Raw genomic sequence first — 21,878 nt, forward strand, 5'->3', positions numbered from 1 at the left:
TGCCAAATTCGAGGGTGGCATTGTTAACCGGAGTCGCTCTAATTAAGCTGCGACTTCTTGTTTCGCTTCTGCTTTGCTTTTTAAGAATGCGTAAGTAAAGCCAGTTACCGCTGTACCTGCTGCAATAGCCACTAAATACATTAATACTGGTGAAATTGCGTTAGGAATTAGCAGCACGAATAGACCGCCGTGTGGTGCCATTAATTTCGCACCGAATAGCATCGATAGGGCACCAGTAAGTGCGCCACCTGCCATACAAGATGGAATCACGCGCATTGGATCTTTCGCAGCAAATGGAATTGCGCCTTCAGAGATGAAACAAAGGCCCAAGACAAATGATGCTTTACCTGCCTCACGTTCATTTTGTTCAAATTTGTTCTTCGCAATGAAGGTCGCTAAACCCATACCTAGCGCAGGAACCATACCTGCGGCCATGATTGCCGCCATTGGTGCGTAAGTTTGTGAAGCCAAAAGGCCAACACCAAATGCGTAAGCGGCTTTGTTTACCGGGCCTCCTAGGTCGAAACACATCATTGCGCCAAGGATAATACCCAGTAGTACTGCACTGTCAGATCCCATGTTGTTTAGGAAGTCAGTCAGGCCGTTCATGATGCCTGAAACTGGGCCGCCTACGATGTAGATCATGACAAGACCAGTGAACAATGTTGCTACAAATGGAATGATCAGAATCGGTTTAAGCGCCTCCATCGATTGTGGCAGTTTCACCTTATCTGCGAGGAGTTTCGCTGCGTAACCGGCAATGAAGCCAGCTGCGATACCACCTAGGAAACCAGCACCCGTTGAACTTGCTAGCATACCACCAACAAGACCAGGAGCCAGACCAGGACGGTCAGCGATTGAAAACGCAATATAGCCAGCAAGTACAGGAATCATCAATGCGAATGCAGAGCCACCACCAATGTTCATCAAGGCTGCTGCTAGTGTGCCTTCTTCTTTAAATGCTTCAATACCAAACACGAACGATAGGGCGATGATCAAACCACCAGCGACAACCACAGGCAGCATGTGCGATACCCCTGTCATCAAGTGTTTGTAAGCGCCTTTCTTCTCGTCTGCTGCCGAAGCAGAATTTGCAGAACCTGAATGTTGGTAAATCGTGGCTTGCTCGAATGCTTTGTCCATCTCTTCGGCTGTTTTTTTCAGAGCTGGGCCTGTTTTCGTGCGGTACATCTTTTTTCCGTTAAAGCGATCAAGTGGCACTTCAATATCCGCAGCAATGATCACCAGATCGGCGTCTGCAATTTCTTGCTCAGTCAGTTGGTTTTTAGCGCCAACTGAACCACGAGTTTCCACCTTGATTTGATGACCACGACGCTTGCCTTCTTCTTCTAAAGCTTCTGCCGCCATAAAGGTATGCGCAACGCCAGTAGGGCAAGCGGTGATTGCAACAATTTTCTTCGCTGCTGATGTTGTATCTGCAGTGATAGGGGCTGCAAGTGTGGTTGCTTTTTCAAGTAAGGTGGCGTTTTCAACCGCTTGCTGGAGAAACGCAGTTGCGTCTTTTGCTACTTCGCTAATTTCCGCTTGGTAAATCTTTTTTCCTACAAAACGGGAAGTGTCGACGCTAGTATTTGCCGCAATGACAATGACTTCGGCTTGTTCAACGTCAGCTTCCGTCAATAGTGTTGGTTCCACCACACTTGATTGACATTCTATTTTGGCATTCCAGTTTAATTTTGCGGCGGCTTGTTCTAGTAATCCTGCCGCAAGGATGCTATTTGCTACACCGCTCGGACAGGCAGTAATAATGGCAATATTCATACGATAACCTTCTGTTCCTTAGTTTTGTTCTAAGTTTGTAATAGGGTAAAGCGCGCTAACTTCAGTTTGTCGCTTGATATTTTCCAGTTCTTCCTGACTGGTTAGCCCTACGCCAACTTGACTAACTGCCAAAGCAGAAAGTGCCGTAGCGAAGCGCAATAAATCGTTTTTAGGCATCAGTTGCATGTGGCCCCAACACAAGCCAGCGACCAGCGTATCGCCTGCGCCAACGGTGCTCACGACATGCATTCGAGGCGGTTTTGCACTAAGCCATTCGCCTTGGTTGAGCCACATAACACCGTCAGGTCCCATAGAAACCACGATGTTTTCTATGCCTTTGTCGCTCAGTGTTTGCGCTGCAGCTTGGCATTGTTCAGGTGTTGCTAGATGTTCGCCAACAAAATCACCAAGTTCTTCATCGTTGGGCTTAATCAACCATGGGTGAGCCTCAATACCTGACTTCAATGCGGCTTTGCTACTGTCGAACAACACCTTTTTGCCTTGTTGATGCAGTGCTTCTATCCATGCAGCGCATTGTTCGGCGGTTACGCCTCCAGGTAAGCTACCTGCAAGTACAAAGTAATCATGCGTCTCCGCTAGACGAAATAGTGTCTCCTCAAAGCGAGTAATTTCGTCGGCCGCTACTTGAACGCCAGGGAAGTTGATATCACTGACGTTGCCATTGGCCTCAACCAGCTTAACGTTGATACGAGTGGCACCCTTTACTTCCACAAATTCATTCTTAACGTTGATGTCATTGAAAAGCTGATGAAATAGCTCAGGGTTATCTTTACCGAGAAAGCCGGTAACCGTGACATCTGCGCCTAAATCGCTCAATACTTTTGCTACGTTGACACCTTTACCAGCAGCGTGGAGATTGCTTTGCTGTACTAAGCTCACGGAACCAACGTTTAGTTCATTTACTGAACCTGTTAAATCCAATGCTGGGTTGAGCGTAATAGTGACAACCTTATTTGTTTTGTTTGTCATATCGGATCCTTAACCTTCACCAAGGCCAGAAGCGATTGCATTTCCGATAGACTCCAAGGCTTGCGGCGCATCAGGGCCTTCTGCTGTAAATTGAAGTTGGTGACCGTGCTTAACGCCCAGCGCGATGACTTTCATTAGGCTCTTCGCGTTTACTGCTTTTCCATCTCCGTCTAGGTTGGAAACACGTATAGTGGATTCAAACTTTTTCGCTTCTGCGACTAACATTGCCCCCGGACGAGCATGTAGGCCGTGAGAGTTTTTGATTTTAAATACAGCGGTATTGCCTTCTTCTGAAGATGCAGCTGTGACTTCTTCACCTTTGAACAAAGCAAGAATCTGTTCTACTGATGCATCTAAAAGCTTGCCGTGTTCATTGTTAAACACAATATTAGAAAGCGTTTTTAGGATAGGTTGGTGAGCATTGTTACATGCCGCGAACGCGACAAGTGCACGCACTTTTTGACCTTCATATTCGCAGTCGTTTGCCGTCGAGACAAATGACACACCTGTGCGAGTGACATGTTTGTCACTGCCAATTAACCACAGGCCATTACCTAAGTGAGTTGGTTGTTTGGTAACGAGATCTGCAACGAATTCGTTATCAGCACATCCCGTATTTTTCAACAGACCACCAGCAACAGCACTCATCTGTAGCATGTCGCTCGCAGGGAACATCAGTTGAATTAAAGAAGCGTCAAAGTCTGCTTCAAGCTGAACATCACCGTGCAGTAGGGCGATGATTTCGTCTTCATTTTTTGCATTACGCAGACGTTCTTCTACGCCATCTGCGCCTAGCACTTTGGTGAGCTGTTTAAGAATGCCAAGGTGCTCATCAGATTTAGCTGCGATACCGATAGCGACGAACACAGTATTGCCATCACCCCAGTCGACACCTTGTGGGAAGTGGTGCACAGCAACACCCGTTGTTTTCACCATTGCACGAGTGTCGGTTGTACCGTGCGGTATGGCAATACCGTTCCCCAAAAACGTAGAGTTTTGGTTTTCACGGTTTAGCATGCCTTCAACGTAACCTTGCTCAACTAGGCCTTTATCAGTAAGGCTATGAGCAATACTCTTTATTGCTTCAAACTTATCTGTCGCTGATTGCGAGAGGGTAATGTCGTTCTTATTTAGCTTAAGCATGGTGCTTCTCCAGCCTTAAGGTATCAATTTAAAAATGTATTCTGTGTGAGAAGTTGAACGCCGCTTCTTCTGAGCGATTATCACTCCTCAAACCTTTTATATTTCAAGCTAAATCGATTCAGCTTGTTGGTAAATTTTTTAAAAGACTCAGAAAAACTGTTTTAAAAACTGACGTTAACAAACGAGCCTTTGCCGCTGTCCTATAGCCTAGCTCACAAATTGGTTTGTTGCGTGTTCGGGTGATTTACGTCAATTTTTAAGTTTTGCTGAATCCTTTCAGCTTTTATACTGAATCGGTTCAGCTTATAATTCAACTTATCGAAAGATCGTTGATGTATTAATATGATCGCGCGCACAGAATAAGGTTTAGAATATGACACTGGATGAAATAGCCAAATTAGCGGGTGTTTCTAAGACAACTGCAAGCTATGTGATTAACGGAAAAGCGCAGAAATACCGCATCAGCGAGAAGACTCAGAAAAAGGTGATGGCCGTTGTAGAAGAGTACAATTATAAGCCAGATCATGCGGCGTCTTCCTTGCGGGCAGGTAATTCACGCTCATTTGGGCTTATCATCCCAGACTTAGAGAACACCAGTTATGCGCGTCTTGCAAAGCTGATAGAGCAAAACTCTCGGAAAGCGGGGTACCAAATTTTGATTGGCTGCTCTGATGATGATCCTGATACAGAGCAAAAGGTGGCGGAAGCATTAGTCAGTCGTCGTATTGATGCGTTGTTTGTGGCAAGTGGTATGCCCACTGCAAACGAGTATTATCTTAAGTTGCAAAATTCTGGTACGCCAGTTATCGCGCTAGACCGTCCAATGGATGATGAGCACTTTTGTTGTGTCATCAGCGAAGATTTTGATGCCGCACTTGAACTCACTCAGTCAGTACTGTCAGAGGATATAAAGTCCATTGGCTTAATCGGTGCATTGCAAGATCTTCAAGTCTCAAAAGAGCGTGAGCTCGGTTTTCTATCTGCTTCTCAACAAGGTGGTAAAACGGCAACAGTGGGTTATGGACAACACTTCTCCCGGGAAGAAGGCAAGAAAGTCTTAGAGAGTTGGTTAACAGAGAACGCATTGCCAGATGCCATTGTTACAACGTCATACACACTGTTAGAAGGTGTGTTGGATGTAATGCTAGAAAAACCAGAACTGATGGGAAAGGTGCGTTTAGCGACATTTGGTGATAATCGACTGCTGGACTTCTTGCCTGTGAAAATCAACTCTTTGCCTCAACAGTTTGAGTTGATCGCGGACAGCGCAATGGAGTTAGCACTCAACGCTTCCGCTAAGCGTTACAAGCCTGGCGTAGAACTTATCCCGCGTAAAATTGTGAAACGTCACTAAGTAACTAAATAGGTTGCTCAAAGCTTTACTTCAGCCGTCAGCGCCACAAATGCGTGGTCGCTGGCGTTTTTATCTCTGTCATAAATCGGGTTGATCAGATGTTGGTTAGACACCTGATAGTCAACAACCTCGGCAACCGATATATCTGATAAGGTATCAAACTCTTGTGAGAGCAAGATATAGTCGAGTACGTTCCCAGTGGAAAAATGATAGTGCGTGGCGGGGCGTTCATCCTTCTGAGCGTCACTTTGCAATATCCAACCATCTTTGAGTTGTAATTCAGTGACACTGTCACCAGTGTTGGATACCAATGCGCTATTAACACTGATAGGAGTGATAGGTTGATTCATATCGCCCATTAACACTGTCGGCATTGGTTCTTTTCGATACCTCTTTTGCATCGCGTCTCTTAACATCGCTGCTTCCCAGCCTCTTTGCTGGGTGGATAACCAGCGCCCAATAATCGTGCTAGACGTTTCTGGTTGTTCTGAGTCGGCCGGGCGTTGAGATTTCAGGTGCGTTACGTAAACGGCGATATGACCAAGTACAGGATGTATTACTTGGGCATAGATAGGTTTGCGACTGAACTCTGGAACAACACTTACTCCAAAAGGCTCAAGCGTTGCTAAGTCAAACTCTACCGCTTGTACTTTTTCTATTGGAAACCGAGATGCGATTGCCACAACAGGGCTTGAGTAAATGTACTCACCCTCAACATGTGGGGTGTCAACGGTCGCAAAGTAGGGGTAGCCGATGGTTGAAAAGAATGCCTGGGTCTTCTCGATACTGAATACTTCTTGTAAGCCAATCACGTCGCCTTCCAGTTTTTCAACTTGACGTTGCGTCCACGAAAGTTTGTCTCGCCATTGCTCTAACGAGTATATGTTCTCGAAATCATAGTAGGCGTTAGGCGGTGCGACAAAATTAAACAAGTTCGCAGTGACAAAGGTAATTCTACTTGGTTGAGACAAAGTATTCGCTCTTTTCAACAATAACTTAGAGAGTATATACCTTCAGGTTGCGTAATTGCAGCTTCGTTTGAGCTACGCATCGAGATACAAGCTAACGAGCGACAAGTTAAATGGGTTAAGAGGTGCTCAAACGCCAAGGCGAATCGGTGATTGAACATCGGCAGAGGTTTCTATTTTTAAGCATTGCGTTTAAACTTCAGGGCATCAAATAGTAAGAGTAAGTAACATGACCCAAGATTACGACCACGAAGAGTATTTAGAAGGCGAAGAGATTGAGATCGAAGCGATTGGCATCGATGTTGATGCGCATCCAATCGAACTGTACAAGCTTTTTAAAATCGCAAACTTGGTCAGCGGTGGCGGCGAAGCAAAACATATCATCGAGGAAGGCTACGTTGCGGTGAATGGTGAACTAGAAACACGTAAGCGCCGCAAGATGTATGATGGTGACTTTTTTGAGTTTAACCAGGAATATTATGTTGTGGTTTGCGATGCGCCAGTAACCGAACCTGAAACGGCAGAGCAAAAAGCAGAAAAGAAAGCGAAAAAAGAAGCACAGTCTTCTCGTAAAGATAAGTCTCGTCAAAGTAAGTCACCTAAAGCCTCTGGGCCTAAATCAACAGGCCGTAAAGCGGCACATAAAGAGCGTAAAGCGCAGAAAGAAGCGTTGTCTCAGTCTGCTAAGAAAGGCAAAAAAGAAGACAAACCGCAAGCCACTCGTGATCCGAAGAGCGGACGTAATTCTATTGATTTTTTCTAGGGAAATGAACGCTTAACTAAATAAGTGACATCTGAGTAAAACTAAAAAGCGCCGAGCATATTATATCGGCGCTTTTTTGGTTTCACTGTGCTGTAAGTGGGCAGTGTTAATGCACTGTCGTCTCGATGTTTAGGCTATCTGTCCAGTGATGAATGGCGCAAGGCTTTCCTAAGTAAAAGCCTTGGTAATAATCCAAATTAAGTTGATACATAGCTTGTAGCTGCACGTCTTCTTCAACCCCTTCTATAATGACTTTTGCTCCCATATGATCCGCTAGATCAACGGCGCTATGTATGGAAAAGGTTTCTCCGGCGCAGTAGTCTAGCAAATAGGAACGATCGATTTTGATGATGTCAGGGCAGAGCTGCTGAACACGTGCGATATCAGAATGTTGGGCGCCAAAATCATCGATAGCAAAGATAAAACCATTCGCTTTCATTAACTGTACTGCTTTGATTAATAAATCCGTATCTCCGCATGACTCTTCGACTACTTCAAAAACTACGTCTGTTGGGCTCATACCAAGTTCGGAAAGGCGTTTGTAAAGCAGGCCGTTATCTTTAAAGCCCATGTCTTTGGTTAGTGTGAGTAGCGTTTGAGGCATGACGTTAAGAAACAGTTTGATCGGCGTCCCCGCGAAATAGCGTGCAAAATTTCGAATGTGCATTGCTCTGGATAAAAACTCTACACATAAGCGAAAGTAGGGATCAAGACCATTATTGGCCAGAAACACGTCAGGACGAATTAGGGAACCATCAATGCCACGAATACGCAGTAAGGCTTCCATACCAATAATACGTTGACGTCTATCAAAAATTGGCTGATAAACACTGTGAAAAGTGAATTGATTGAGAACTACGTAATATTCACCAAGATTATCTTGTTTTATGTATCGCTCGTAGTCGGATTGATTCTTTAACTCCATGAAAAACGCCGAAAATTTAGCATCTTGTCAATGTAACAGGGTGCAATTCTGATTTGAAGAATCAAATGTGCCTAATTACATATGCGGTTGAGTTAATTTGAAATGGCTTCCGATTTTGCTTCAATATGGCGAAAAATAAGTGACAGACCAAAACAAATTAAGAAGTAAGCAAGGCCGACAATCAACCAAATTTCAAATATATACCCTGATGAATTTGCCATCTCTGTCCCAACAAACGTCATTTCTTGTATCGAAATCAGTGAAACAATAGAGGTGTCTTTCACCAAAGAGATGGTTTGACCGGCAAGTGCAGGTGTGATTGATTTAAGCACCTGTGGCGCGATAACAAATCGGTATTTCACCCATCGAGACAAGCCCAATGAGTCAGCCGCTTCCCACTGACCTTGGTCGATACTTTGTAAACCACCGCGCACAACTTCTGCAATGTAGGCAGAAGAGAGTAAGCCGACACATAACACGCCAGAGGCAAGGTTTTCCCAAAGGTTCGAAGGCCCAAACAGAAAGTGCTGTAGCGCATTTGGTTCGCCGTTGTAGTTTCGTAGAAGATCTTCCAAACCAAGTAACGGGATCAATTGGTTAGAAATGAAAAAGTAGAAAATAAAAACAAATACCAACGGAGGGATGTTTCTCACTAACTGGATAAACGCATTGGCAGGTGTGCGCAACCAAACGGAACGAGAGAAGCGTGCTAAGCCTAACAAAGTGCCAAACACTAATGCGAAGCTTATGCCCCAAACACTGAGCCTTAACGTCGAAATCAAACCTTGGAAGAAGTAGGGCAAACTACCATCTGCTCTAGGCGTGAAAAGTAATTCAAGCGCCTCTTTCCACTGCCACAAATAATGCACACCAACAGCGGACCGATGGTACAGCCAAACACCACCGATACCGCACATAACAAGTAGTACCCAGTCTAGTGTGTTTAATTGCGGTAAAAGGTAGCCTGTGCTGGATTTCGCGGGTGCTGTGCGAGTGGTAGTGTGTTCGCCCAAAAATTTGACTCCGATAAGTTATGGAAAAGTAAAATGAATGATTGGAGAGTATAGGCTCGCGGCGTCCACGAGCCATTAAGATTACTGGCCTTGCGCGACTTGATCTTGCCAATCTAATGTCGAGAACCAGTATTCATAACGTTGTTTTAACCATCCATCTTGGGTTCTTGCTTCAATCCATTTATTGAAAAAGGCCTTTTTATCTTCTTCCCCCAAACGAACTGCAAAGGCTTCGTTACCTTGTGATAGTCGCTCAGAGAATGGAAGGAATAGTTTGTCGCTGTGTTTCACTGTCTCATGTTCTGGTTTTGGGCTAGAAGCAATGACCGCGTGGGCGTTACCATTCAGCACCTCTTGGAACGCTTGTGCGTCGTCATCAAATTGCAGGATCTTCGCTTTCGGGAAGGTTTCTCTGGCTACTTGAACGGTGAATGCGCCGCGACGAGCCGCAATTTTTACGCGTCGTGAATCAAAATCCGAAAATTCGCTAAAACCAGAGGCGAGTTCTTTGTTTGCTGCTACTTGAACGCCTGAGTGCGAGTAGGGCTCAGTAAACAAGACGCTTTTGGAACGCTCAGGCGTAACCGACATGCCACCGATGATCACGTCGAACTTTTTCGCCAGTAGTGCGGGAATAATGCCATCCCACGCAGTCGGTACGAATTCCACTTTCAAACCTGAATCTTGTGCTAAGCGTTTGGCAACATCGATTTCAAAACCGATTAACTCACCTTGCTTGTTACGCATTGCCCAAGGTACAAATGTTGACATACCAACGCGCAAAGTGCCTCGTTCTTTGATTTGATCTACATTGGGTGTGGCAACACCTTCTTTCGCGAGAGTAGGCATAGCGATGGCTAGCCCTAATAATGCAGTAATGGTCGCTTTGAATAACTTCATGTTATCTCCTTATAATTTGCGCCAACTGGCTCCGAGTTTGTGTTCTAGCCATGCAGACAAGCCAGAAAGTGACAGAGTGAGAGCAAGATAAATTGCTGCCACGGTAAACCAAATTTCGAACGGCATCGCCGTCTCTGAGACGATGTTGCGTGCCTGTGTTGTCAGATCAAAAATCGCCATCACGCTTACAATGGAAGAGTTTTTGATCAAAGAAACCACTTCATTGGTTAATGGCGGTAATGTGCGCTGTAAAACCTGAGGCAAAATTACGTCTTTGTAGGTGTAAAACGGTGATAGTCCGAGAGTTTGTGCTGCTTCGAATTGCCCTTTAGGAATACTGTTTAAGCCTGCACGGAATATTTCCGCGGTGTAGGCACCTTGGAAAAGGGATAATGCCAAAATGGCAGTGCTGAATCGGTCCAAACCAATCACGGGGCCAAACACGAAGTAGAGTAAATAGATTTGCACCAACAATGGCGTGTTACGTATTACTTCGACGTAAGTTGTACCAATAATATTGCCGACTTTCGAATCGCTCAGCCTTAGTAACGCGGTAACCAACCCTAATACTAAGGTAAAAAATAGACTAATAGCCGAGATGTTAAGCGTGACCAATAGCCCATCAATAAGTTCTGCCGGCCACCATTCGCCATCTTCATAAAAAGCGATGTAATCAGGTACGCGCTCCCATTGCCATTGATAGCCCATAGCGTCGGCACCAGAGTCCAACACCCACACAATCGCTATGAAGAGGAGCGTCATTTGCAGTAAAGCTTGAAGGACAGGTTTGATTACGCGAACTATCATCAGTAACTTAAAATTTGGTTCAAAAATGCTTGGGTGCGTGGATGCTGTGGTGTCTCAAATAAGGCGACTGGAGAGTTCATTTCCAAGATTTGGCCTTCATCCATAAATACCACGCGGTTCGCTACTTTTTTGGCAAATCCCATTTCATGCGTGACGCAAATCATCGTCATTCCGCTTTGAGCCAGCTCAACCATGACATCCAACACTTCGTTGATCATTTCCGGATCAAGCGCTGAAGTTGGCTCGTCAAACAGGAGTAAATCCGGTTCCATACACAAGGAGCGGGCAATCGCGACGCGTTGCTGCTGACCGCCAGAAAGCTGGATAGGATACTTACTCGCTTGCTCTTCAATATTGACTCGCTTTAGGTAATGTTTTGCGCGTTTTTCAGCTTCTTGTTTTGATAATTTGAGTGTGCGAATCGGCGCTAAGGTGAGGTTTTCCAGTACAGTCAAGTGAGGAAAAAGGTGAAAGTGTTGGAACACCATGCCGATTTTACCGGGCTTGAGAGATTTTGCGTGAGAAGGCTGGTCGAACACATGAAGCTGGCCTTCTTGAATCGATTCAAGATCGTTGATGCAACGAATGAGCGTCGATTTTCCGGAACCAGAAGGGCCACACACCACGACGATCTCGCCAGAATGCACGGAGAAGTTGATGTCTTTTAGAGCGTGGTAATCGCCATACCACTTATTTACGTCGCTAAACTCAACGACGGGAGTATTCTCTTTCAAAGGGGCACGCTATAACGGAAAAATATCCTTTTACAATAGCAAGTTGTGCGCGTAATTTCATTAAGAATAAGCTAATGTTTAGGCGATGATTTTAAGACTCTATTCAGATCGCTTACAAGATACATCCATGTTTCTTTAATGTTGGTGCAGTCTAGAGTATGACTAACTCAGTTCAACGAGATACGGATAACGAACAACAATCGCAACAACAGACATAACCATTAGTGTCTGTGCAGAATAGTAGGTCACCATGACAACTTGTCGTGAAAATATTGACCGTCCACCAAAGCGTTCGAAAGCCAATACGATGCCAGAGATAATAAAGATAAAGCTTCCGAGCACTGCAAAAGAGGAGGATTGTGTTTTCCCACTCAAATAATACTCGATCGAAGCCCAGCACATAGTCATCAGTACCAATATATAACTGGCAACTGGCCGTTTTTCTTTACCGAGATCCGGTCGGAACAACCAGTAGACGCATATACCCAGTCCGAACAAGGCAATTGGGAGCCAAGGTGTAAAATGCCACGCTGACATGATGGCAAAACCATAACTATAGGAGAGATGGGCAGAGCAAAAGAGCACTAAGCCTGTAATGAACTTGTCTCTAGGGAGCATTAATAACACGTCACCAAGCAACGAGAGCGATAAGCCAATCAAAATCCAATGCGCATATGGCATTGGGTAAGCCGGGGACTGAATTAAAATACCAAGCATACAGAGCACTGGTAATGGTTTAGAAACGTAAAAGAGCCATTTAGAGCCTTTACGGATACTGATGATATGTATGAATGCTAATACGACAACAACTAGCCACATAAAGTGTTTTCTCGAACAGACAAAATTATGTAGTACATCACTACAACAAATCAAAACTTAATTAACGAGTTAACTCGTTCTTTGATCTCAATTATTTTTATTTGTGTAAAGCTGGACAGTTGTCTCTTTACTAACCAACACGGCCGATTTTTTGTCTGGAGGGAATCGTTGTTTTTAGAAGCCTCCTCGTTTTGAACGTGATGTGGCTTACAAAATAGCATAAAAAAACGGTATTGTGACTGTTAAGTCACAATACCGTTAAACCCTAGGAAGGGCAGTGAAGAATTGTTGCAGTTATGAGACAGCTAACTCTAAGATTTCTCGGCTACGTTCAAGTGTGATCGCCTGGTTTTCACCTAAAACAGTCATGCCGTGTTTGTTTAGTTGATCAATGATGGCATCGATAGCTTGTTCACGGCTCTCACCATAGTTTTCGAGCTTAGTTGCGACATCAAGTTGATGATAAAACGCTTCGATAGCTTCGATTGTGCGCTCTGCTAAATCCTCACCTGCTTCAAGAGCAAATACGTTGCGACCCATTTGTTCTAACTTAGGGCGCTTAAACTGCATTTGGTTATGAAGTAACGATGGTTGGACAATTGCAAGAGAACGCGCATGATCAACGCCCCATAGAGCGGTTAATTCATGGCCGATCATATGTGTCGCCCAGTCTTGTGGAACGCCACTACCAATTAACCCATTCAATGCTTGGTTAGCAGACCACATTAAGTTTGCGCGCCACATATCGTCGTCTCGTTCCGCAAACTGTTCTCCGAGTGTTTTTAAAGTTTTCAGCAGTGTTTCTGCGTAACCATCTTGAACCATTGCACCGGTAGGAAGCGTCAAGTATTGCTCACATACGTGCACCCATGCGTCAACAATGCCGTTGATAAGCTGGCGTTCTGGCAGTGTTTTCATTACATCTGGGTCTAACACGGCAAATTTTGGCTGCACTGCTGGAGACATGAACGGAAGTTTGTCTTGAGTTTCTTTTTTAGTGATAACTGCGCCCATGTTTGACTCTGAGCCTGTTGCTGGCAATGTCAAAATTGCAGCTAGAGGCGTCGCTTCAGTGACTTGGTGCTTACCAATCATGATATCCCAACCATCACCATCATACTTTGATGCCGCTGCTACGTATTTGGAGCCATCGATGACTGAACCACCACCTACCGCTAAAATAAAGTCAACGCCATGCTCTTTTACCATTGCGACTGCTTTATCGAGTGTTTCTTTGGTTGGGTTTGGTTCAACACCTGAAAACTCTAGCCATTCATGTCCCTCAAGAGCTTCTGCTACTTGGTCGTACACGCCATTTTTTTTGATGGAGCCACCACCGTATACCACTAAAACTTTTTGGTCGGATGGGATAGCTTCTTTGATTGCTGCGATTTGTTTTTGACCAAAGAAAATCTTGGTTGGGTTTACATAAGAAAAGTTCATTATTAGCCCTCTTGCTTCCAGTGAAGGAGATTGAATACATGCATATTAGTCCTGATTAACGATGGTTAACAGGTCGATTTCTGCAAATAATTTGCCTATTTCTACAAAATTGATGCTCTTGAGCTAGAAAGTTAAAGTCGAGAGGAAGTATAGTGCTCGAAACGATAATAGAGACCAAACTCGTTGGTCATTGATGGAGCGCTCTAATGCACACTCTCGCAGATATCATGCAGCAATATGTTGAAAAGCAGGGGCTGCATGACCTAGAAGGTATGAAGAAAACAGCGATAGATGGCGTATGGTTTTATCGCAGTAGCAAAGGGAATCATCGCCAGCCGTTTGTCTATCAGTCCGGCATCATCGTCTTGGGTCAAGGGCATAAGAACATTCATATTGGTGATACACCAGTGCAATATGGGCCCGATGATTACCTTGTTGTCGGGGTTCCCATGCCACTAGAGTGCGAAGCGTTTGCGACAAACAATGAGCCTTTACTTGGCATTTCGATAGATATTTCGCCAACGCTTCTTCATAAACTCGTTAAAAAATTAGAGGCTGAGAAATTCAGTAATAAGTGTCTGGATGCTACCCGTTGCGGCCTTAAGTCGGTACGTATGAATGAAGGTATGTTGGATGCGTGCAAGCGGTTAATGAAAGCAATGTGTGACGAGCTTGATGTTATCATGCTTGGCGAGCTGCTTCTTGAGGAAATTGTGTATCGTACTTTGGTGAGCAAAGAGGGGTATGTTTTATTTGACCTAGCACATCAAGAAGGTTCTTACGCGAGGGTCGCTAAAGCACTAAATCGCGTGCATCAAGCGTATCACGAACAGTTGAACGTACAAGCATTGGCTGAAGAAGCCAACATGAGTGTGTCTGCTTTCCATCAAGCATTTCGCAATGTCACGCTTGAATCTCCGCTGCAATATATTAAGAAAGTTCGACTTAACAAAGCGCGCGAATTGATCCAGTTAGAGGGGCGACGTGTTAATGATGCAGCGAGAATGGTCGGGTACACGAGCCCATCACAGTTTAGTCGCGAGTACAAGCGGCATTTTAATGAAACGCCAAGGTCAACAAAGGCTTAGTGATCTTTATTTCAAAATGGCGACTTTTTTTACCTTTTTTATTAATTTGCGAGTGACATATTTATTTGAGTTATAAAATTAGTTACTGGTGCCAAATAATAGGTACGTTGTTGCAATCATTTAGTGGATTGTTGCGAGGCGGTGTGGAAAACTCGTAAATAGATAGTGTGAAATCACCAACTTGTACTTAAGTTATTTTACGTCGAAATAAAAGTATAGATGCGTTTCGTTTAGCGCATTTAGTATTGTTTTAACAATAACTTAAGGAAGAGCGATTATGCACCTTAACAACGGCAACGCAGTGAAAAACGTGTTCACACTAAGCACACTCACCGCTTCTTGTCTTATGGCCTTCAATAGCTACGCAGCAGTTGACTGTGCCCCTCTAGAAACTTGGCAATCATCAAAAGTTTATAACGGTGGCGACCAAGTTCAGCATGAAGGTAATGCTTATAAAGCGCGTTACTGGACGCAAAACAACAATCCAGCGCAATCTGGTGAGTGGGGCGAGTGGGAAACACTTGGCGCTTGTGATGGCACTGGACCGGTTGATCCACCTCAGAATGAAGTCCCGACGGTTACTCTGACATCGCCTTCTGCGTCGGCTTCTGTGACTGCGGGTGATGTTGTTAACCTAGCTGCAGATGCGGCAGATACTGATGGGACTGTTAGCAAAGTAGAGTTCTTTGTTGATGGTGTATTAGTTGGTCAGGCAACGTCTGCGCCGTATGCTGCATCGTGGACAGCAACTGAAGGACAGCACGAGTTCTCTACCAAGGCCTATGACGATGCAGGTGCCGTTAGTACGGCAAGTGTTGTGACGTTAACTGTGGCATCAGCGCAACCTGGTAATGAAGCGCCGACAGTGGATGTCGTGCTTTCTGCGAACTCTATTGACCTGGGTGGTTCCGTAACACTGACTGCAAATGCTACGGATGCGGATGGTACCGTTGCTAAAGTTGATTTTTATGTTGCAGGTGTGCTTGCTGGCACTGCTACAACAGCGCCATACACGCTGGATGTAACCCCTTCACAAGCTGGCTCATTAAGTGTTTATGCGAAAGCAACCGATGATGCTGGAGCAACAGCAGATTCTGCACTTGCAACGTTAACGGTAAACGGCGGCGCAGTGACATCTAATTGTCGTCCTGATGGTCTTTATCAAACAACGGGTGTAGATGTTCCTTACTGTTCTATTTATGACGAAGAAGGCCGTGAGAAAATGGGGGCTGATCACCCACGTCGTGTAATCGGCTACTTCACCAGTTGGCGAGCAGGTGACGACCCACAATCGACTTACCTTGTTAAAGACATTCCTTGGGAACAACTTACTCACATTAACTACGCGTTTGTGAGCATTGGTTCTGACGGCAAAGTAAACGTTGGCGACGTTAATGATCCTAACAACCCTGCTACAGGTAAAACTTGGCCAGGCGTTGAGGTAGATCCTGCTCTTGGTTTTAAAGGTCATTTTGGTGCACTAGCAACTTACAAGCAAAAACATGATGTTAAAACGCTAATCTCGATTGGTGGTTGGGCTGAAACGGGCGGTCACTTCGATACGAACGGCGATCGTGTAGCTGATGGTGGCTTCTACACCATGACGACGAATGCGGACGGTTCTATTAATCATGCTGGTATTGAGAAATTCGCAACTTCAGCCGTTGAAATGATGCGTCAGTACAAGTTCGATGGCCTGGATATCGACTATGAATACCCGACGTCAATGGCTGGTGCTGGTAACCCTTACGACAAAGACTTCATGGAACCACGTCGTCAGTATTTATGGGCGTCTTACCAAGAGCTGATGAAAGTATTGCGTGAGAAACTTGATGTGGCATCCGCGCAAGATGGTATTCATTATATGCTGACTATCGCAGCACCATCTTCAGGTTACTTGCTACGTGGGATGGAAACCTTCGATGTAACTAAGTACCTAGACTACGTAAACATCATGTCTTACGACTTGCATGGGGCTTGGAATGATCACGTTGGTCATAACGCGGCTTTATTCGATACAGGTAAAGACTCTGAGCTAGCGCAGTGGAACGTATACGGCACTGCTGCATACGGTGGTATCGGTTACTTGAACACAGACTGGGCTTACCATTACTTCCGTGGTTCTATGCCAGCAGGTCGTATCAACATTGGTGTTCCTTACTACACCCGTGGTTGGCAAGGTGTTACTGGTGGCGAAAATGGCCTTTGGGGCAGAGCGGCACTACCAAACCAAGCAGAGTGCCAACCGGGCACAGGTGAAGGTGAGAAGAACAACTGTGGTCACGGTGCTATTGGTATCGACAACATGTGGCATGATACCGACCCTAAAGGAAACGAAATGGGCGCTGGTTCTAACCCAATGTGGCATGCTAAGAACCTAGAAAACGGTATTTGGGGCTCTTACGCAGCTGCTTACGGTCTCGACCCTGTCAACGATCCTTCAGATAAGTTTGTTGGTACTTATACCCGTCATTACGATAGCGTTGCTGTGGCACCTTGGTTGTGGAACGCAGAGAAGAGCGTATTCCTATCTACGGAAGATAAAGCTTCTATCGAGGTGAAAGCCGATTACGTTATCGATAAAGAGATCGGCGGTATCATGTTCTGGGAACTAGCCGGTGACTACAACTGTTACGTACTGGATGCAAATGGTAATCGTACGGCAGTAGATGCCACTGAACAAGCTTGTGCGGCGGGTAATGGTGAATACCACATGGGTAACACTATGACCAAAGCTATCTACGACAAGTTTAAGTCTGCGACGCCTTACGGTAACAAAGTAGCTACTGGTCCAACACCAACTGAAGCAGTAGACATTACTGTTAGTGTTGGCGGCTTCAAAGTTGGCGACCAAAACTACCCAATTAACCCGAAAATCACGTTTACAAATAACACTGGTCAAGCGATCCCTGGCGGTACTGAATTCCAATTCGATATCCCAGTATCTGCGCCGGACAATGCGAAAGACCAATCAGGTGGTGGTTTGAAAGTGATTGCTTCTGGACATACACGAGCAAACAACATTGGTGGCTTAGATGGCGTAATGCACCGTGTGTCGTTCTCTCTACCAGCATGGAAAGACTTGCCAGCGGGCGGCACTTACGAGCTTGATATGGTTTACTATCTACCAATCTCTGGTCCTGCTAACTACTCAGTGATTTCTGGTGGTAAAGAGTTTGCGTTTAAGTTTGAACAGCCAGATCTACCAATTGGTGATCTCAATGCGGGCACGGGTGGTGGTACCACTGAACCAGGTACGTGTGATACGACAGGTTTAGTGACATACCCAGCTCTGCCACAAACGGATTGGGCAGGTAATCCAAGCCACGCTAACCAAGGTGATAAGATCATCCACAACGGTGTGGTTTACCAAGCGAACTGGTGGACAGCGGCTGAACCGGGTACAGATGGTAGCTGGTCAACGGTATGTAACATCTAATTATTATGGATTACTTGTTATAGCCTAATGTTTACAGGCACTTAAACAAAAGCGCACGATGATTATCGTGCGCTTTTTTGTTGTGATAGTTTGTCGTTTAATCGAATTGGTAACTTTCAGGTATGACGACAATACCTTTGTCTGAGATTTTAAATCGCTTCGCATCTTCAAGTTTGTTGATGCCAATTTGAGTATGTGGCGGAATACGAACATGTTTATCAACTATGCAGTTGACCAACTGACTTCCTTCACCGACTTCTACGTCATCAAAAATGATGGAATCGACTACCGTTGCACTATCTTGAATGCGTACATTAGAGGAAATAATGGAGTGCTGTACTGAGCCTCCGGAATTGATGACACCGGTAGCAATGATGGAGTTAATAAAAATGCCTTCATTACCCGTAGCCGACGATACAGTACGAGCTGGTGGAAACTGCGGCTCGTAAGTACGAATCGCCCAATTAGACTGATAAAGGTTCATTGGCGGCACAGGTTCTAGTAGATCCATATTCGCTTCATAGAAGGAATCAATGGTACCCACGTCGCGCCAATAGCAATCTTTATCGACGCGCCCTTTACTGCCACAGAATTGATAAGCGTAAACGGATTCGGTATCAATCAGCTTAGGTATGATGTCTTTTCCGAAGTCATGGCTTGATGAATCGAGTTTTGAGTCTTCTTCAAGCGCTTCTTTCAAAACATCCATATCAAAGATATATATTCCCATAGAAACAAGGCTTCTGGTCGCGCTTCCAGGAAGAGTAGGTGGGGTTTCAGGTTTCTCTATAAACGAAGTAACGAGCCCGTTTTCTGCGGTGCCCATTACACCGAATGCTGAAGCATCCTCTACGGGAACATCCATACAGGCAACGGTGAGCTTAGCACCTTTCTCTTTATGCTCTTCAAGCATTGCGGCGTAGTCCATTCGATAGATATGATCGCCAGATAACACAACCACATACTTTGCATCATTTCGCGATAGCAACCACATGTTGTGATAAATCGCATCGGCGGTTCCTTCATACCATGCACCACCTTTGCGCATTTGTGGTGGAACAGCAGTGATGTACTCGCCTAGCTCTGGATTGAATATCGACCAGCCGTCTCGTAAGTGTTTTTGAAGTGAATGAGATTTATATTGGGTTAAAACAAGGATCTTGCGTAAACCCGAATGTAAACAATTGGTTAGTGTGAAATCTATAATTCTATATTTTCCGCCAAAAGGTACGGCTGGCTTGGTTCTGTCATCGGTGAGTGGGCTGAGTCTAGACCCCATCCCTCCTGCTAAAATTACGGCGAGTGCGTCTTCCATAGTATTCCCTTTCCCTTTTCTGACATGCATCAAAACGGTGCTAACCTGAAGGAGGTGGTATGCAACGCAGAGGTTTTGAAAAGCATGTGCTAATGTGCTTATTAGTGAAAAGTCTACTACAAGAATCGAGCCATAGAATATCTCCTTAAAAATCAAGGAGGTTAAAATTTCACTGTAAGACAACTGCACCATATTAGTGAAGTGCTAAATAACCCGTGCATCAAATTGGCGCAAAATTGTAGAAAGGAGAAGTCAACAAGTATGGATTTACAATGTAAAGTGGCGACAAAACAAGAAGATAAATAGGGTTTTCTAGCTTAATAACTATGGCTAAACAAGGCTTAGGGTTAGCGTCTTAACTCTAAAGGTGTAAAACAGGCGCGTTGATGTAAGGCAGGAGAGCTTTGTATCAACGATTCAAGAGTAGAAGGCCTGAGATAACTCTTTTCACAGTTGTTGAGAGTGAGTGGATAGGTAAGTAGACCACTCACTCAATGAATATGCTCACTTCACTGATAGCGATACGTTATCACTGCACTAAGAGAGACCGACGATATTTCCTTCATCATCAAGATCTAAATTCATAAATGCGGGTTTATCAGGTAAGCCTGGCATCGTCATCACGGTACCAGATAATGCATAAACGAATCCTGCGCCCGCACACAAGCGCAGCTCGCGGATTGGGACGGTAAAACCAGTTGGTGCGCCTTTGACTGCGGAGTCTGTGGTTATCGATAATGGTGTCTTCGCGATGCAAACCGCTAAGTTGTTAAAACCTAGATTTTCAAAATGGTTGAGCTGTTCAGTCGCGATAGGAGTCATTTCTATATTGGTTGCGCCATAGCCCGCTTCACATACTGCCATGAGCTTTTCGAGTAATGATTGCTCTTTGTTGTATAACGGACAAAACTCTACAGGCGTGGTACACGCATCAATAACATGTTGAGCTAGTTCCGTTGCGCCTTGTCCGCCTTGCGAAAAAGCGGTGCTGATGGCTACTTTAACTTCGGGATTAAATTGGTGAATCAGATCTTCAAGAGCTTTAAGCTCTTTCACACAATCTTGTGGAAACTGATTAATGGCAACGACAGCAGGTAAACCGTATTTATGAACGTTATTTATGTGCCATTTTAAATTTTCAAACCCAGCCTCCAATGCTGCTTGGTCCGGATTAAAAATGGAATCTGGAATAGCCATACCTGGTCGTAAATCGTAGTGTCCAGAATTCGCTTTGAGGCCGCGTAATGTTGCTACGATCACTACACAGTCCGGGGCTTTGTTGGCGGCAGCAGCTTTAATGTTACACGCTTTCTCGAATCCCATATCCGAACCAAAACCGGCTTCAGTTACCGTGTAACCTGATAGTTTTAGCGCAATATCGTCCGCGATAATGGATGAATTTCCATGGGCGATGTTTGCAAATGGACCTGCATGGATCAACGTAGGAACACCTTCTAGAGTTTGCATCAGTGTTGGTGCAATCGCCTCTTTTAGTGTTACTGCCATTGCTCCTGCAACTTGTAGATCTTCCGTAGTGACGGGGTTTCCGTTCAAATCGTACGCTACGACAATTTTCCCGATACGTTGACGTAAATCTTTTAAATCTTTGGCTAGTGCAATGATAGCCATTAACTCGGAAGCTGCTGAAATATCGAACCCTTCGTCACGCTCGAAACCATTGATGGTTTTTCCTGCATCATTGAGGCCAATTTTGACTTTACGTAGTGCACGATCATTATGGTCCATCACTCGTTTCCAAGTAATACTGGCCGTGTCGATTTTAAGTGCTCTTAACCCGGTACGTGCTTCAAAGGCATCATAACCTTCGCGTTGCTCATGGAACAAGCGAGCGTCAAGAGCGGCTGAAGCAAGGTTGTGCGCCGCTGTCACTGCGTGAATGTCACCAGTAAGGTGTAAGTTTAACTCTTCCATTGGAGCTACTTGAGAATAACCACCGCCCGCTGCGCCACCTTTAATACCGAAGACGGGTCCCATCGAAGGTTGCCTTATACATGCAATAACAGATTGATTAAGCTTTGCTAAACCTTGCGCCAATCCTATCGTCGTAACGGTTTTTCCTTCGCCAAGAGGAGTCGGCGTGATCGCAGTGACGAGTACAAGTTTACCGTCATCATTTGCTTTGAGTCGTTCCAAACATTTTGGGTGGACTTTGGCTTTGTGCTTCCCGTGAGTGTCATACTCTTCGGGCAATAGTCCTACTTTTTCCGCGATAACATCAATAGAAGAAAGTGGTGTGTTTCGGCAAATTTCGATATCTGACTGCATGGAGAATCCCCAAAGTGGCACACAGGTAGCGTTGAAAAACTACCTGAGTTATAACGAGTATTATTGTGAGGCAAAGGTCTGCTTGGTGATGGTACTGTTTCGGTTAGGC

General features: G+C 44.9%; 17 protein-coding genes. 4 read left to right on the forward strand and 13 right to left on the reverse strand.

The genetic code is table 11. The annotated features are described in order from the left end of the window. Positions 1-42: 42 nt before the first annotated feature. Genes fruA through fruB form a run of 3 tightly spaced genes read right to left on the reverse strand, consistent with a single transcriptional unit; the run spans position 43 to position 3,915 of the window. Positions 43-1,782 carry a PTS fructose transporter subunit IIBC gene (fruA, locus tag R7E38_RS06015; protein WP_054577868.1) on the reverse strand — a complete coding sequence of 580 codons (1,740 nt, stop codon included), beginning with the start codon at positions 1,780-1,782 and terminating at the stop codon, positions 43-45. 18 nt (positions 1,783-1,800) lie between these two features. Further along, entirely contained in the window at positions 1,801-2,772 is a 972-nt protein-coding gene (gene pfkB, locus R7E38_RS06020) for a 1-phosphofructokinase (protein ID WP_017634191.1), read from the reverse strand. A gap of 9 nt (positions 2,773-2,781) precedes the next feature. Further along, positions 2,782-3,915, reverse strand: coding sequence for a fused PTS fructose transporter subunit IIA/HPr protein (gene fruB / locus R7E38_RS06025; RefSeq protein ID WP_005386065.1), 1,134 nt, complete (start codon positions 3,913-3,915; stop codon positions 2,782-2,784). Between the two features lie 373 nt (positions 3,916-4,288). Between fruB and cra the strand changes: the two genes are divergently transcribed. Then, complete coding sequence (gene cra / locus R7E38_RS06030) at positions 4,289-5,269, forward strand: catabolite repressor/activator (protein WP_086047419.1); 981 nt, start codon at positions 4,289-4,291, stop codon at positions 5,267-5,269. Between the two features lie 17 nt (positions 5,270-5,286). On the opposite strand, the gene R7E38_RS06035 is transcribed toward cra, so the two are convergent. Further along, positions 5,287-6,240, reverse strand: coding sequence for an endonuclease/exonuclease/phosphatase family protein (locus R7E38_RS06035; protein ID WP_162497043.1), 954 nt, complete (start codon positions 6,238-6,240; stop codon positions 5,287-5,289). A gap of 226 nt (positions 6,241-6,466) precedes the next feature. Between R7E38_RS06035 and R7E38_RS06040 the strand changes: the two genes are divergently transcribed. Beyond that, a complete protein-coding gene (locus R7E38_RS06040) occupies positions 6,467-7,000 on the forward strand; it encodes an RNA-binding S4 domain-containing protein (protein ID WP_005376400.1) in 534 nt (177 codons plus the stop codon). A gap of 106 nt (positions 7,001-7,106) precedes the next feature. Here the strand turns inward: R7E38_RS06040 and R7E38_RS06045 are convergent, their stop codons facing one another. From R7E38_RS06045 to R7E38_RS06075, 7 genes are all read right to left on the reverse strand, one after another. Next, positions 7,107-7,925, reverse strand: coding sequence for an EAL domain-containing protein (locus R7E38_RS06045; protein WP_054576009.1), 819 nt, complete (start codon positions 7,923-7,925; stop codon positions 7,107-7,109). 92 nt (positions 7,926-8,017) lie between these two features. Further along, positions 8,018-8,938, reverse strand: a complete 921-nt coding sequence (locus tag R7E38_RS06050; RefSeq protein ID WP_226082958.1) for an amino acid ABC transporter permease — start codon at positions 8,936-8,938, stop codon at positions 8,018-8,020. An 81-nt stretch (positions 8,939-9,019) separates the two neighbouring features. Continuing rightward, positions 9,020-9,838, reverse strand: a complete 819-nt coding sequence (locus R7E38_RS06055) for a transporter substrate-binding domain-containing protein (RefSeq protein WP_213880725.1) — start codon at positions 9,836-9,838, stop codon at positions 9,020-9,022. Between the two features lie 9 nt (positions 9,839-9,847). After that, positions 9,848-10,645 carry an amino acid ABC transporter permease gene (locus R7E38_RS06060; RefSeq protein ID WP_226082960.1) on the reverse strand — a complete coding sequence of 266 codons (798 nt, stop codon included), beginning with the start codon at positions 10,643-10,645 and terminating at the stop codon, positions 9,848-9,850. After that, complete coding sequence (locus tag R7E38_RS06065; RefSeq protein ID WP_226082962.1) at positions 10,645-11,379, reverse strand: amino acid ABC transporter ATP-binding protein; 735 nt, start codon at positions 11,377-11,379, stop codon at positions 10,645-10,647. The genes R7E38_RS06060 and R7E38_RS06065 overlap by 1 nt, the downstream gene beginning before the upstream one ends. 162 nt (positions 11,380-11,541) lie before the next feature. Beyond that, on the reverse strand, positions 11,542-12,198 hold the full coding sequence (locus tag R7E38_RS06070) for a lysoplasmalogenase (RefSeq protein ID WP_005376394.1): 657 nt from the start codon (positions 12,196-12,198) through the stop codon (positions 11,542-11,544). Between the two features lie 294 nt (positions 12,199-12,492). After that, positions 12,493-13,641, reverse strand: coding sequence for an iron-containing alcohol dehydrogenase (locus R7E38_RS06075; RefSeq protein ID WP_226082965.1), 1,149 nt, complete (start codon positions 13,639-13,641; stop codon positions 12,493-12,495). 206 nt (positions 13,642-13,847) lie between these two features. Between R7E38_RS06075 and R7E38_RS06080 the strand changes: the two genes are divergently transcribed. Next, positions 13,848-14,729 (forward strand): AraC family transcriptional regulator, encoded by an 882-nt coding sequence (locus R7E38_RS06080; RefSeq protein ID WP_033906538.1) that lies wholly within the window; start codon positions 13,848-13,850, stop codon positions 14,727-14,729. Positions 14,730-15,006: 277 nt separating this feature from the next. After that, positions 15,007-18,168: a chitinase C-terminal domain-containing protein gene (locus R7E38_RS06085; RefSeq protein WP_033906539.1), complete on the forward strand. Its 3,162-nt coding sequence runs from the start codon at positions 15,007-15,009 to the stop codon at positions 18,166-18,168. 97 nt (positions 18,169-18,265) lie between these two features. On the opposite strand, the gene glgC is transcribed toward R7E38_RS06085, so the two are convergent. Further along, on the reverse strand, positions 18,266-19,483 hold the full coding sequence (glgC, locus tag R7E38_RS06090; RefSeq protein ID WP_033906540.1) for a glucose-1-phosphate adenylyltransferase: 1,218 nt from the start codon (positions 19,481-19,483) through the stop codon (positions 18,266-18,268). Between the two features lie 537 nt (positions 19,484-20,020). After that, on the reverse strand, positions 20,021-21,769 hold the full coding sequence (locus R7E38_RS06095; RefSeq protein WP_226082969.1) for a formate--tetrahydrofolate ligase: 1,749 nt from the start codon (positions 21,767-21,769) through the stop codon (positions 20,021-20,023). Positions 21,770-21,878: the final 109 nt, after the last annotated feature.

Source organism: Vibrio sp. Vb2131 (assembly GCF_033338535.1).
GTDB classification, from domain to species: domain Bacteria; phylum Pseudomonadota; class Gammaproteobacteria; order Enterobacterales; family Vibrionaceae; genus Vibrio; species Vibrio alginolyticus.